Source organism: Streptomyces sp. NPDC053367, assembly GCF_044545925.1.
GTDB lineage: Bacteria > Actinomycetota > Actinomycetes > Streptomycetales > Streptomycetaceae > Streptomyces.
In genome coordinates this window covers 26,683-41,528 of sequence record NZ_JBITYN010000020.1, presented here as the reverse complement: position 1 = coordinate 41,528, position 14,846 = coordinate 26,683, and the positions used below count along the sequence as shown (strand labels likewise).

Annotated in this window: 2 protein-coding genes; both read right to left on the bottom strand. The window is 74.6% G+C overall.

Going from position 1 to position 14,846, the window contains the following annotated elements; genetic code table 11:
* Nucleotides 1-1,757, bottom strand: a 1,757-nt coding sequence (locus ACIGXJ_RS36650) for a type I polyketide synthase (protein ID WP_399655141.1), incomplete at its 3' end; no start/stop codon positions are given.
* Complete coding sequence (locus ACIGXJ_RS36645; protein ID WP_399655138.1) at nt 1,757-14,800, bottom strand: type I polyketide synthase; 13,044 nt, start codon at nt 14,798-14,800, stop codon at nt 1,757-1,759. The genes ACIGXJ_RS36650 and ACIGXJ_RS36645, both read right to left, overlap by 1 nt.
* Nucleotides 14,801-14,846: the final 46 nt, after the last annotated feature.

Sequence of the window (14,846 nt, the reverse complement as noted above, 5' to 3'; positions counted from 1 at the left end):
TCCAACAACTCCGCGGCCATCCCCTCCCACTGCGACCCCTGACCCGGGAACACGAACACCGGACGGGCATCCGCGACGGCAGCACCCTGGACGACCGTGGCAGCGGGGGCTCCGTCGGCAAGGGACGTGAGGCCGGAGACGAGGGTGGCGCGGTCGGGCCCGACGATCACGGCACGGTGCTCGAAGAGCGCGCGGGTCGTGACCAGGGAGTGGGCGATGTCGGCCGGGTCGGCCTCGGCCGCGCGGGTGAGCAGGTGGCGGGCCTGTCCGCGCAGGGCCGCCTCGCTCCGGCCCGACAGCACCCACGGCAGCACCGCACCGCCGACGACGGAGTCACGCCCGGTCTCCGCGGCCGGCTCGTCGGTCTCCGGGGCCTGCTCCAGCACCACATGGGCGTTGGTTCCGCTCACTCCGAACGCGGAGACGGCCGCCCGGCGCGGACGCTCCGCCTCCGGCCACTCACGCGCCTCGGTGAGCAGCTCGACCGCGCCCGCGGACCAGTCGACCTTGGGCGAGGGCTCGGTGACGTGCAGGGTGCGGGGCAGCAGGCCGTGGCGCAGCGCCATCACCATCTTGATGACACCGCCGGCCCCGGCCGCCGCCTGGGTGTGCCCGATGTTGGACTTGAGCGAGCCCAGCCACAGCGGGTGTCCGGGCGTACGGCCCTTTCCGTAGGCGGCGAGGAGGGCGCCGGCCTCGATGGGGTCGCCGAGGGTGGTGCCGGTGCCGTGGGCCTCGACGACGTCGATGTCGTCCGTGGTCAGTCCGGCGGCGGCGAGGGCCTGGCGGATGACCCGCTGCTGCGCGGGGCCGTTGGGCGCGCTGAGGCCGTTGGAGGCGCCGTCCTGGTTGACCGCGCTGCCCCGCACGACCGCCAGCACCCGGTGTCCGTTGCGGCGCGCGTCGGACAGCCGCTCCAGGACGAGCATGCCGGCGCCCTCGCCCCAGCCGGTGCCGTCGGCGTCGGCCGAGAACGCCTTGCAGCGGCCGTCGGGTGCCAGGCCGCGCTGGTGGCTGAACTCCACGAAGACGCCCGGGGTCGACATGATCGCGACACCGCCGGCCAGGGCGAGCGAGCACTCGCCGCGGCGCAGTGCCTGCGCGGCCAGGTGCAGCGTGACCAGCGACGACGAGCAGGCGGTGTCGAGGGTGAGGGCCGGTCCCTCCAGGCCGAGGGTGTAGGAGATGCGCCCGGAGGCCACGCTGGAGACGTTGCCGATGAGCAGATGCCCCTCGACGCTGCCGGGGGCGTGCTGCGGGTCGCCGCCGTACTGGAAGGAGGCCAGTCCGACGTAGACGCCGGTCTTCGAGCCCTTGAGGGAGTTCGGGGCGATGCCGGCCCGCTCCAGGGCCTCCCAGGACACCTCGAGCAGCAGGCGCTGCTGCGGGTCCATGGCCAGCGCCTCGCGCGGCGAGATGCCGAAGAAGGCGGGGTCGAACCGGTCGGCGTCGTACAGGAATCCGCCCTGGCGGGTGTTGCAGGTGCCGGAGTTGCCCGGGTCGGGGTCGTAGAGGCCGTCGAGGTCCCAGCCGCGGGCGTCCGGGAAGCCGGCGACGGCGTCGCGGCCGTCGGCGACCAGGTCCCACAGGTCCTCGGGCGAGGTCACGCCGCCGGGGAACCGGCAGCCCATGCCGACGATCGCGATGGGCTCGCGCTCGGCGGCCTCGTGGCGGTCGAGCTGCCGGCGCGCCTGGTGCAGGTCGGACGAGACGCGCTTGAGGTAGCCGAGGAGCTTCTCTTCGTTTTCGTTCGCCATCAGGACGCCCCGAGTTCGTTGTCGATGAAGTCGAAGACCTCGTCGGCGGTGGCGGCCAGGAGCTTGCCGTCGACGCCGCCGTTCGCGGAGGTCTGCCCGGGCGCCTCGCCCAGTTGTGCCATGAGGTCGTGCAGCCGCTCGACCAGGCGTGTGCGCACGCCGTCGTCCGCGGTGAGCGCCGGCAGCGCGGCCTGCCAGCGGTCCAGGTCGTCGAAGACCTGGGTGGGGTCCGGTGCTCCGGCCGCGCCGAGTTCGGTCGCCAGGAACTCGGCGAGCGTCTCCGGGGCGGGGTAGTCGAAGACCACCGTGGCGGGCAGGTCAAGCCCCGTGGCCGCGGTGAGCCGGTTGCGCAGCTCCACGGCCGTCAGGGAGTCGAAGCCGAGTTCCTTGAAGTCGCGGCCCGCGCCGACCGCGTTTGCCGAGGAGTGGCCGAGGACGGCCGCGGCCTGCGCACGCACGAGGTCCCGCAGGCGCCGGCCGATCTCCGCGGGCGGCTGTCCGGCCAGGGTCTCCGCGAGCGCGGGCCCCTCGTTCGCGGGCCCGGCCTCGGCGGGCGCCGTCGCCGCGAGGGCGGCGCGCACCTCCGGGAGGCCGCCGATCAGCGGCCGGGGCCGCGCGGCCGTGAAGCCGGGCACGAAGCGGTCCCAGCGCACGTCGGCCAGCACCAGGGTGGTCTCCCCTGCCCGCAGCGCCTCCATGAGCGCGTCGACCGCCCGGTCGGGGGCCATCGCGGGCAGGCCGCGCCTGTTGAGGTGCTCCTCTACCTCGCCCTGTTCGATCATGCCGTGGTCGGCCCACGGGCCCCAGGCCACGGAGGTGGCGGGCAGGCCGCGTGCGGCGCGCCGCTCGGCGAACGCGTCGAGCCAGGCGTTGGCGGCGGCATAGGCGCTCTGGCCGCCGCTGCCCCAGGTAGCGGCGATGGAGGAGAAGAGCACGAACGCCTCCAGGTGCCCCGGGTCGAGGAGTTCTTCGAGGAGGGCGGCACCGGCGGTCTTGCCCTCGGCCATCGCCGCGAAGTCCTCCGGGGTGCTGTCATCGATCTGCGTGAACCGCACCACGCCGGCCGCGTGGAACACGGCCCGCACCGGGCCGCCGTCGGCGGTGACGCGTGCGACGAGCGCCGCCACGTCCGCCCGGTCGCCCATGTCGCAGGCCGCGACCGTCACACGGACCCGGCCCTCGCCGAGGGCGACGAGTTCCTCGCGCAGCCCGGCGGCTCCGGGCGCTGCGGGACCGCGGCGGCTGACCAGGACGAGGTGGTCGGCTCCGGTGCGGGCGAGCCGGCGTGCCACATGGGCGCCGAGTCCGCCGGTGCCGCCGGTGATCAGCACCGTGCCGTGCGGGGTCCATCGGTCCGCGGCGGTGGCGCGGTGCGGTGCCCTGACCAGTCGCCGCGCGAACAACCCGGCCTGCCGCACGGCCAGTTGGTCCTCGGTTCCGTCCTCGCCCTCCACACCCGACAGGGCAGCGCACAGCAGGTCGGCCGTACGTCCGTCCACGGCGGCGGGCAGGTCGACGAGCCCGCCCCAGCGCTGCGGGTGCTCCAGGGCCGCCACCCGGCCCAGACCCCAGACCGCGGCCTGCGCCGGGGCTGCCTCCGGGTCGGACTCGCCCACGGACACCGCGCCGCACGTGGCCAGCCACAGCGGGCAGCCGAGCCCGGCGTCGCCGAGGGCCTGGATCAGCGTCAGGTTCAGGGCGAGGCCGGCCGACAGGGAGGCATACGCGGCGTGCGGGGCGTCGTCGAGGCCCAGCAACGAGAGCACCCCGTACGGTGCCGCGACGTCGGCCGCCGCCTCCCGCAGCAGCGCGGCCGCCGTCTCGCGGCCGGTGTCCGCCAGGCGGACCGGCACGACCCGCGCCCCGCGCTCACGAAGCGCCTCCAGTACGGCGGCGTACCGCAGGTCGTCGCCGGCCGGGTGCTCCGGCAGTACGACCAGCCAGGTGCCGGTCAGCGCCGGACGCGGCCGGACGGCCTGCGGATGCCAGGCGATCCGGTACCGCCACGCGTCGATCACCGCTCGGTCGCTCTGCTGTCGGCGCCATGTGGACAGGGTGGGCAGCAGATCGCCCAGCGGGGTACGCGGGTCGATGTCGAGCGCCGCAGCGACGGTCTGCGGGTCCTCGCTCTCGACGGCCTCCCAGAAACGCTGCTCCAGCGACTCCAGGCCGGCCGGGCGGGCGTTCGGCTCGGGGACGGCGGGCGACTCGAACCAGTAGCGGCGGCGCTGGAAGGCGTACGTCGGCAGCTCGACCCGCCTGCCGCCACGCCCGGCGAACACCTCCGCCCAGTCCACGGCACCGCCGTCGGCGAAGAACCGGCCGATCCCGGCCATCAGGCTCTCCGCCTCGGGACGGTCCTTGCGCAGCAGCGGGACGAACGCCCCCGCGTCCACGCACTCCTGGCCCATCGCGGACAGCACACCGCCCGGACCGACCTCGACGTAACGCCGAACACCCGCCGCCTCCAGCGCCCGCATACCGTCCGCGAAACGCACCGCCTGACGCACATGCCGCACCCAGTACTGCGGCGACACAAGATCCTCCGGCCCGGCCACGGCACCGGTCACGTTCGACACCACCGCCAACCGGGGCGCCTGGAAAGTGACAGAGGCGGCCACCTGCTCGAACTCCGCGAGCATCGGCTCCATCAACGGCGAGTGGAACGCATGCGAGACCACCAGCCGCTTGGCCTTCACACCCGACAGCTCCGCCAGCCGGACGACGGACTCCTCGTCACCGGAGACGACCGTCGACAACGGCCCGTTGACCGCCGCGATGGACACCCGGTCCTCATAGCCCTCCAGCAGCCCACGCACCACGTCCTCACCGGCCTGCAGCGCGACCATCGCGCCGCCCGCCGGGAGCGCCTGCATCAGCCGGCCCCGCGCCGCCACCAGACGGCACGCGTCCTCCAGCGAGAACACCCCCGCCACATGCGCCGCCGCCAGCTCACCGACCGAATGGCCCAGCAGGAAGTCGGGCTCGACACCCCACGAGGACACCAGCCGGAACAGCGCCACCTCCAGCGCGAACAACCCCGCCTGCGTGAACACGGTCTGGTCCAGCAGGCCGCCGTCGGTGCCGAGGACGACGTCCTTCAGCGGCGCGGGCAGCTCCAGGTCGAACAGGGCGCAGATCTCGTCGAAGGCCTCCGCGAACACGGGGAAGGAGTCGTACAAGTCCGTTCCCATGCCGAGCCGTTGGGCGCCCTGGCCGGTGAACAGCACTGCGGTCCGGCCCGCACTCGCGGCACTCGGCTCGACGACCCCGTCGGCGATCTGCCGCAGCCCCTGGAGCAGCTCCTCGCGGTCCGAACCGGTCACCACGGCCCGGTGCGAGAGCGCCGCGCGGGACGTGACCAGGGACAACCCGACATCCGCCGGGCTGAGTCCGGGACGCTCGGTGACGAACGCCCGCAGCCGCTCGGCCTGGGCGCGGACCGCCTCCGGGCCGTGGCCCGAGACGACCCAGGGCACCGCGCCCGGTGCGGCGGAAACGGGAGGTTCGGGCGTCTGCTCGGGGGCCTGCTCGGGAGCCTGCTCAAGGATCACGTGGGCGTTCGTGCCGCTGATCCCGAAGGAGGAGACGCCGGCGCGGCGGGGGCGGCCGGTGTCCGGCCAGTCGCGGGCCTCGGTGAGGAGTTCCACGGCGCCCGCGGTCCAGTCGACGTGCGGGGTGGGCTCGGTGACGTGGAGGGTCTTGGGGAGGGTGGCGTGGTTGAGGGCGAGGACGGTCTTGATGACGCCCGCGACGCCCGAGGCGGCCTGGGTGTGGCCGATGTTGGACTTGAGGGCGCCGAGCCACAGCGGGCGGCCGTCCTCGCGGTCCTGTCCGTAGGTGGCGAGCAGGGCCTGCGCCTCGATGGGGTCGCCGAGGACCGTGCCGGTGCCGTGGGCCTCCACCGCGTCGACCTCGGCGGTGGTCAGGCCGGCGTTGGCGAGGGCCTGGCGGATGACGCGCTGCTGCGAGGGGCCGTTGGGGGCGCTGAGGCCGTTGGAGGCGCCGTCCTGGTTGACGGCGCTGCCCCGGACCACCGCCAGCACCCGGTGTCCGTTGCGGTGCGCGTCGGAGAGGCGTTCCAGGACGAGCATGCCGGCGCCCTCGGCCCAGCTCGTGCCGTTGGTGTCGGCGGAGAAGGCCTTGGAGCGTCCGTCCGGGGACAGGCCGCGCTGCCTGCTGAACTCGATGAACAGGCTGGGCGTGGACATCACGGTGACGCCTCCGGCGAGGGCCATCTCGCACTCGCCCTGGCGCAGGGCCTGGGCGGCCTGGTGAAGGGCGACGAGGGAGGAGGAGCAGGCGGTGTCGACGGTGATGGCCGGCCCCTCCAGGCCGAGGACGTAGGCGATGCGGCCGGAGACGACGCTGGCGGCCTTGCCGGTCAGGAGGTAGCCCTCCAGGTCGCGGGGCATCTCGCGCAGGTGGGCCGCGTAGTCCTGGCCGTTGGTGCCGATGAAGACGCCGGTGCGGGTGCCCTTGAGGGTGGTGGGGTCCATGCCGGCCCGCTCGACGGCCTCCCAGGCGGTCTCCAGCAGCAGCCGCTGCTGCGGGTCCATGGCGAGGGCCTCGCGCGGGGAGATGCCGAAGAACTCCGGGTCGAAGTCGTAGGCGTCGTAGAGGAATCCGCCCTCCTTGGCGTAACTCCGGCCGTGTGCTTCGGGGTTGGGGTCGTAGAGGTTCTCGACGTCCCAGCCGCGGTCGGTGGGGAAGGTGGAGATGACGTCGCGGCCGCCGGCCACGAGGTCCCACAGGTCGTCGGGGGTGGTCACGCCACCGGGGAGGCGGCAGCTCATGGCGACGATGACGATCGGATCGTCGTCGGCGCCGGTCCGGTCGGGGTGCGGGGCCGCCGCGGCGGTCTGTTCCTGTTCGCCGACGGCCTCGCGCCGGATGTGGTCGGCGAGGAGGGCGGGGGTCGGGTAGTCGAAGAGGAGGGTGGTGGGCAGCCGCAGGCCGGTGGCGGCGTTGATGCGGTTGCGCAGTTCGACGGCGGTGAGCGAGTCGAAGCCGACCTCGCGGAAGGCCCGCCCGGGTTCGATGGCCTGCGGTGAGGCGTGGCCGAGGACGGAGGCCGCGTGTTCGCGCACGAGGTCGAGCAGGAAGGTCTTCTGTTCGGCCGTGCCGAGGGCGGCGAGCCTGCGGCCCAGGGAGGTCTCGGCGGTTTCGGTGGAGGCGGCCGTCACCGTGCGGCGTACGGGGGTGCGGATCAGGCCGCGCAGATGGGCGGGCACGGGGTCCTGGGCGGTGGTGTCCTGGGCGGCGCGCCGGCGCAGTGCGGCGAGGTCGAGGCGGACGGGCACCAGGTGGGCGTCGCCGACGGTGAGCGCCGTGTCGAACAGGCCCATGCCCTCGGCGCTGTCGAGCGGTTGGATGCCGGTGCGTGCCATGCGCTGTACGTCGGTGTCGGCGAGGTGGCCGCTCATGCCGCTGCGCTCGGCCCACAGGCCCCAGGCGAGGGACTGGGCGGGCAGCCCGCGGGCCCGGCGGTGCTGGGCGAGGGCGTCGAGGAAGGCGTTGGCGGCGGAGTAGTTGGCCTGTCCGGCGTTGCCGATGGTGGCGACGACGGAGGAGTAGAGGACGAACGCCGACAGGTCGTGTCCTGCGGTCAGTTCGTGCAGGTGGACGGCGGCGTCGGTCTTGGGCCGCATGACGTGGTCGAGGCGTTCGGGGGTGAGGGCGTCGACCACGCCGTCGTCGAGTACGCCCGCGGCGTGCACGACGGCGGTGAGGGGGTGGTCGGCGGGGATGCCGTCGAGGAGGGCGGCGAGGGCGGTCCGGTCGGCGGTGTCGCAGGCGGCGAAGGTGACGGTCTCGGCGCCCGACTCGGCCAGTGCGGCACCGAGTTCTGCGGCGGTGGGGGCATCCGCGCCGCTGCGGCTGACGAGCAGCAGGTGGCGTGCCCCGTGGGTGGTCACGAGGTGCCGGGCGACCAGTCCGCCGAGGGTGCCGGTGGCGCCGGTGACGAGGACGGTGCCGGCGGGGTCGAGTTCGGGCGCGGTGCGGTCGGGGTCGGCGGCCACGCGGGCGAGCCGGGGGGCGTGCGGTGTGCCCGCGCGTATCGCGCACTGCGGTTCGCCGGAGGCGAGGGCGGCGGCGACGGTGCCGGCGAGGGCGGCGGGGGTGTCCGGGTGGTCGTCGAGGTCGATCAGCAGGAAGCGGTCGGGGTTCTCGGTCTGCGCGGAGCGCACCAGCCCCCAGAGGGCGGCGTGGGCGGGGTCCGGGAGGTCGTCGCCGTCGTGGGCGGCGACCGCGCCGCGGGTGAGGAACGCCAGCCGGGCGGTGGCGGACCACTCGTCGTCGAGCCAGCGCCGGACGAGGTCCAGTGCGCGGTGGGCGGCGGTGCGGGCGGCCTCGGCGAGGTCGCCGTCGAGCGGCGCGCAGGGCACCAGCACCACCTGGGGTGCGGGGGTGCCGGCGGACCGGGCGAGGGTCTCGTCGAGGCGTACGGCGTCCAGGGCGCCGAGTGCGTCGAACGGGTCGTCGCCGACGACCGCCCAGGTGAGCGGGGTGGCCGGTGCCGCCGGGGCGGGCAGGGCCGGCCAGTCCACGCGGAACAGGGAGGCGTGGTGGGCGGGGCGGGCGCCGCCGGTCTCGGTGTCGGTGAGGGGGCGCACGGCGAGGGCGTCGACGGTGAGGACGGGCCGGCCGGTGGTGTCGGCGGCCTGGACGCCCACGGCGTCCGTCCCGTTGGGTGTCAGCCGTACGCGCAGCGCTGTCGCGCCGCCGGCGTGGAGGCGGACGCCGGTCCAGGCGTGCGTGAGCCGGGGCTCGTCGGGGCTGCCGTCGGCCGTGGCCCGGGCGGTGAGTGCGGCTTCGAGCAGGGCCGGGTGCAGTCCGTAGCGGGGGGCGTCGGCGGCTTCCGTGTCGGTGAGGCCGGTCTCGGCGTAGATCTCGTCGCCGAGCCGCCAGGCGGCGACCGCGTCGCCGGGCGTGGTGAGGGGTTCGGCTCCGGCGGGCGGCCAGACGGCGAGGTCGAAGCCGGGGGCGGCCCCGGGGCCTTCGGCCAGGGTGCCGGTGGCGTGCCGGGTCCACGGCTCGTCGGGTTCGGCGCCCTCGGGCCGGCCGTGGACGCTCACCTCGCGCCGGCCGTCGTCACCGGGTGCGCCGACGCGTACTTGGAGGACGTGTGCGGCGCGTTCGGGCAGGGCCGCCGATGTGTGCACGGTGAGCCGCTCCAGGCGGCCGCAGCCGGCGCGGTCCCCGGCCCGGGTGGCCAGTTCGGCGAACAGCGCCCCGGGCAGGACGGCGGGGTCGCCGGGGGCGGCGGTCAGCCAGGGGTGGTCGGCGGCGGAGATCCGCCCGGTGAACAGGTGGCCGTCGGCGCCGGCGAGGTCCACGAGCGCGCCGAGCAGCGGGTGTTCGGCCGGTTCCAGGCCCGCCGAGGCGACGTCGCTCGTCGCGGCGGGCCGGTCCAGCCAGTACCGCTGCCGCTGGAAGGGGTAGGTCGGCAGGTCGACGGGGTGCGTCGCGGCCGGGCCGAACACCGCCTCCCAGTCGGGCTCGACGCCCTGCGCGCAGGCCTCGGCGAAGGAGGTGACGAAGCGGTCCTCGCCGCCGAAGTCGCGCCGCAGGGTGCCGGTGACGGCGACGTCCGGGCCGGCGGCCTCGGCGGTCTGCCGGATGGACAGGGCGAGCATCGGGTGCGGGCTGCACTCGATGAACGCGGTGTGCCCGTCGTCGAGGAGGGCGCGGGTGGCGGCCTCGAAGTCGACGGGCTCGCGCATGTTCCGGTACCAGTAGTCGGTGTCCAGTTGCCGTGTGTCGAGCGGACCGCCGGTCACCGTGGAGTAGTAGGCGACGCCGGACGGCCCGGGCCGTACGCCCGCGGCCTCCCGCAGCATGCGCTCGCGCAGGCCGTCGACCTGCGGGGAGTGTCCCGCGGTGTCGACGCCGGGGACCCGGCGCGAGCGGATGCCCTCGGCGTGCAGCGCGGCCTCCAGGGCGTCGAGCGCCTCGGGGTCGCCGGACACCGTGACCGTCTCGGGGCTGTTGACGGCGGCGATGCCCAGCCGCTCGCGCCACGGCTCCAGCCGCTCCTCGACCTCCCGCGCCGTGCCGAGCACCGACAGCATGCCGCCCTTGCCGCTGAGCGTGGCCCAGGCCTGGCTGCGCCGGGCGACGACCTTCGCGGCGTCGGCCAGGGACAGTCCGCCGGCCACGTGTGCGGCGGCGATCTCGCCCTGCGAGTGGCCCACCACGGCGGCCGGTTCGACGCCGTACGAGCGCCATACGGCGGCCAGCGCGACCATGACCGCGAACAGCATGGGCTGGACGACGTCGATCCGGTCCATGGAGGGCGCGTCGGGCCTGCCGTGCAGCACGTCGAGCGGCGACCAGTCGAGGAAGGGTTCCAGGGCGGCGGCGCACTCCTCGAACCGCTGGGCGAACACCGGGGAGGTCTCCCACAGTTCCCTCGCCATGCCCTCCCACTGGGAGCCCTGTCCGGGGAAGACGAACACGGCCTTGCGGGCGGGGCCGCCCGCGGTGCCGACGACGACGTGGGGTGCGGTGTCGCCGTCCGCGAGGGCGCGGAGGCCGGTGAGGAACGCCTCCCGGTCGGACCCGACGACGACCGCCCGCTCCGCGAAGGCGGCCCGGGTGGTGGCCAGTGCCGCTCCCACGTCGGCGAGGCGCAGCTCGGGGTGGGCGGTGAGGTGGTCGTGCAGCTGCCGGGCCCGCTGCGTCAGGGCGTCCTTGGTGCGGGCGGTCAGCATCCACGGCAGCACGGCCCGCGGCGCCGGTCCGGCCTGCTCGTCCGACGGCTCCGGCTGGTCCGGGGCCTGTTCGAGGATGGCGTGGGCATTGGTGCCGCTGATGCCGAAGGAGGAGACTCCCGCCCGCCGGGGGCGGCCGGTGTCCGGCCAGTCGCGGGCCTCGGTGAGCAGTTCGACCGCGCCCGACGTCCAGTCGACGTGCGGCGTGGGCTCGTCGACGTGCAGGGTCCTGGGCAGCATCCCGTGGCGCATGGCCAGCACCATCTTGATCACGCCGGCGACACCGGCGGCCGCCTGCGGATGCGCCATGTTCGACTTGAGCGAGCCGAGCCACAGCGGGTCGCGGTCCTCGGGGCGGTCCTTGCCGTACGTCGCCAGCAGCGCGCCCGCCTCGATCGGGTCGCCGAGCGAGGTGCCGGTGCCGTGCGCCTCGACGGCGTCCACGTCGGCGGCCGTGAGGCCGGCGTCGGCCAGGGCCTGACGGATGACGCGCTGCTGGGAGGGGCCGTTGGGGGCGGTCAGGCCGTTGGAGGCGCCGTCCTGGTTGACCGCGCTGCCGCGCACGACCGCCAGCACCCGGTGCCCGTTGCGGCGTGCGTCGGACAGCCGCTCCAGCAGCACCATGCCGACGCCCTCGCCCCAGCCGGTGCCGTCGGCGTCCGCCGAGAACGCCTTGCAGCGGCCGTCCGGCGACAGCGCCTTCTGACGGCTGAGCTCCACGAAGATGCCGGGGCTGGACATCACGGTGGCCCCGCCCGCCAGTGCCAGGGAGCACTCGCCCTCGCGCAGGGAGCGGCAGGCCAGGTGGATCGCCACCAGCGACGACGAGCAGGCCGTGTCGACGGTGACCGCGGGACCCTCCAGGCCGAGGGTGTAGGCGATCCGCCCGGAGGCGACGCTGGTCGTGCTGCCGGTGAGGAGGTAGCCCTCGAACCCCTCGACCGCGTCCTCCATGCGTGGCCCGTAGTCCTGCGGCATGAGCCCGACGAAGACGCCGGACCTGCTGCCCTTCAGGGACGTCGGGTCGATGCCGGCCCGCTCCAGGACCTCCCAGCCCGTCTCCAGCAGCAGCCGCTGCTGCGGGTCCATCGCCTGGGCCTCGCGCGGCGATATCCCGAAGAACGCCGGGTCGAACCGGTCCGCCTCGTGCAGGAACCCGCCCTCGCGCACGTACGACGTCCCGTGCCGCTCCGGGTCGGGGTCGTAGAGGCCCTCCAGATCCCAGCCGCGCGTGCCGGGGAACCCGCCGACGACGTCCGTGCCGTCGGCGAGCACCCGCCACAGCTCCTCCGGGGAGGACACGCCGCCGGGCAGCCGGCAGCTCATCGCCACGATCGCGATCGGCTCGTCGTCCGCGGACGCCCGCTTCACGGCCGGCTCCGGGGCCGCGTCGGACGACGTCCCCCGCAGCACCTCCTCGACGTGGCGCGCCAGGGCGAGCGGAGTGGGGTGGTCGAAGAGAATCGTTCCGGCGAAACGGACACCGGCGGCGGTGCCGAGCCGGTCGCGCAGATCCACGGACATCAGCGAGTCGAAGCCGGCGTCCTTGAAGACGCGTTCGGGATCGACGGCCTCGGGCCGGGCGTGGCCGAGCACCCGGGCCGTGTGCACCCGCACCAGCTCCAGCGCCGCCCGCTCCCGCTCGGCCGCGCCGCCCAGTGCCGCGAACCGCTCCCGCCAGGACTGCGGCGCGCCGGCCTCGTCGTCGTCCTCCCCGGCGTTCAGGGTGTCCAGCCAGTGACGCCGGCGCTGGAAGGCGTACGTCGGCAGCTCGACCCGCCTGCCGCCACGCCCGGCGAACACCTCCGCCCAGTCGACCGGACCGCCGTCGGCGAAGAGCTGCCCGATCCCGGCCATCAGGCTTTCGGGCTCCGCGTGATCCTTGCGCAGCAGCGGCACGAACGCCCCCGCGTCCACGCACTCCTGGCCCATCGCGGACAGCACACCACCCGGACCGACCTCGACGTAACGCCGAACACCCGCCGCCTCCAGCGCCCGCATACCGTCCGCGAAACGCACCGCCTGACGCACATGCCGCACCCAGTACTGCGGCGACACAAGGTCCTCCGGCCCGGCCACGGCACCGGTCACGTTCGACACCACCGCCAACCGGGGCGCCTGGTAGGTGACAGAGGCGGCCACCTGCTCGAACTCCGCGAGCATCGGCTCCATCAACGGCGAGTGGAACGCGTGCGAGACCACCAGCCGCTTGGCCTTCACACCCGACAGCTCCGCCAGCCGGACGACAGACTCCTCGTCACCGGAGACGACCGTCGACAACGGCCCGTTGACCGCCGCGATGGACACCCGGTCCTCATAGCCCTCCAGCAGCACACGCACCACGTCCTCACCGGCCTGCAGCGCGACCATCGCGCCGCCCGCCGGGAGCGCCTGCATCAGCCGGCCCCGCGCCGCCACCAGACGGCACGCGTCCTCCAGCGAGAACACCCCCGCCACATGCGCCGCCGCCAACTCCCCGACCGAATGGCCCAGGACGAAATCCGCAGCGACCCCCCAAGAGGAGACCAGCCGGAACAGCGCCACCTCCAGCGCGAACAACCCCGCCTGCGTGAACACCGTCCGGTCCAGCAGACCCCCGTCCTCACCGAAGACCACACCCCTCAAAGGCGCGGGCAGCTCCACGTCGAACAGGGCACAGATCTCGTCGAAGACCTCCGCGAACACCGGGAAGGAGTCGTACAGATCCCGCCCCATGCCGAGCCGCTGGGCGCCCTGGCCGGTGAACAGCACCGCGGTCCGACCCGAACCCGCCACACCGGGCTCGACCACACCGTCGGCGATCTGCCGCAGCCCCTGGAGCAGCTCCTCGCGGTCCGAACCGGTCACCACCGCACGGTGCGAGAACGCCGCACGGGACGTGACCAGGGACAACCCGACATCCACCGGGGTCAGTCCGGGACGCTCGGTGACGAACGCCCGCAGCCGCTCGGCCTGAGCCCGTACGGCCTCGGCTCCGCGTCCGGAAACCACCCAGGGCACCGCACCGGGTGCGGCGGCCGAGGGCGGCTCGGGCGTCTGCTCCGGGGCCTGCTCCAGGATCACGTGGACGTTCGTGCCGCCCATGCCGAAGGAGGAGACGCCGGCGAGCAGGGGTGCGTCGGGGTCGGGCCAGGTGTCGAGGCGGGTCTGGACGCGGAGGTTGAGGTCGTCGAGGGGGATGTCGGGGTTGGGGGTCTCGAAGTTGAGGCTGGGGGGAAGCCGGCGGTGGTGCAGGCTGAGGGCGGTCTTGAGGAGTCCTGCGATGCCGGCCGCGCCTTCGAGGTGGCCGATGTTGGTCTTCACCGAGCCGACCGCCAGGGGCGTGCCCGGGTCGCGGCCGGTGCCCAGGACGGCGCCGAGGGCGCCCGCCTCGACCGGGTCCCCGACCCTGGTGCCGGTGCCGTGCAGTTCCACGTACTGGACGTGGGCGGGGTCGGTGCCGGCGCGTCGGTGCGCGGCCCGCAGGACGGCTTCCTGGCCCCGGCGGTCGGGGGTGGTGAGGCTGGTGCCGCCGCCGTCGTTGTTGAGGGCGGAGCCGCGGATCACGCAGAGGACGGGGTCGTGGTCGCGCAGGGCGTGGGCCAGTGGCTTGAGGACGACGAAGCCGCCGCCCTCGCCGCGGACGTATCCGTTGGCGCGGGCGTCGAAGGTGAAGCACCGGCCGTCGGGCGACAGGGCGCCGAAGCGGGCGGCGGCGGTGAAGCCGTCGGCGGTGAGGTTGAGTTGGGCGCCGCCCGCGAGGGCGATGTCGCTGTCGCCGTTGCGCAGGCTCTCGCAGGCGAGGTGGACGGCGGCCAGGGACGAGGACTGGCCCGTGTCGACGGCCATGCTGGGGCCGCCGAGGCCGAGCAGGTGGGAGATGCGGTTGGCGGCGACGCTGCGGCTGAGGCCGGTCAGGGTGTGCGGGGTGATGGCCGAGGTGCCCTGCTGGTGCACGAGGGCGGCGTAGTCGTCGGCGCAGCCGCCGAGGAAGACGCCGGTCCGGGTGCCGTGCAGGGTGCCGGGGACGATGCCGGCGTGTTCCAGGGCCTCCCAGCACAGTTCGAGGGCGAGGCGCTGCTGCGGGTCCATCACGGCTGCTTCGCGCGGGGAGATCCCGAAGAAGTCGGCGTCGAACGCGTCGGCGCGGGTCTCGACGAACCCGCCGAAGCGGGGGTGGTCCTCGGCGGGTCCGGGCCGGAAGCGGCTGTCGGGGATGGCCGTGACGGCGCTCGTCCCGCTGCTCAGCAGTCGCCAGAAGGCGTCCGGGGTCGACGCTCCCGGCACCCGGCACGCCATGCCGATGACAGCGATGGTCTCCTCGGGCAGTGCGGAATTCTCCGTCATCAGGACCTCAGACTTTTCGTCGCAGCCAGGTGCGAATCTTTGATGC

What these genes read in the sequence shown, in the direction of transcription:
- ACIGXJ_RS36645 (WP_399655138.1), bottom strand. Translation starts at nt 14,800, where the DNA reads ATGACGGAGAATTCCGCACTGCCCGAGGAGACCATCGCTGTCATCGGC.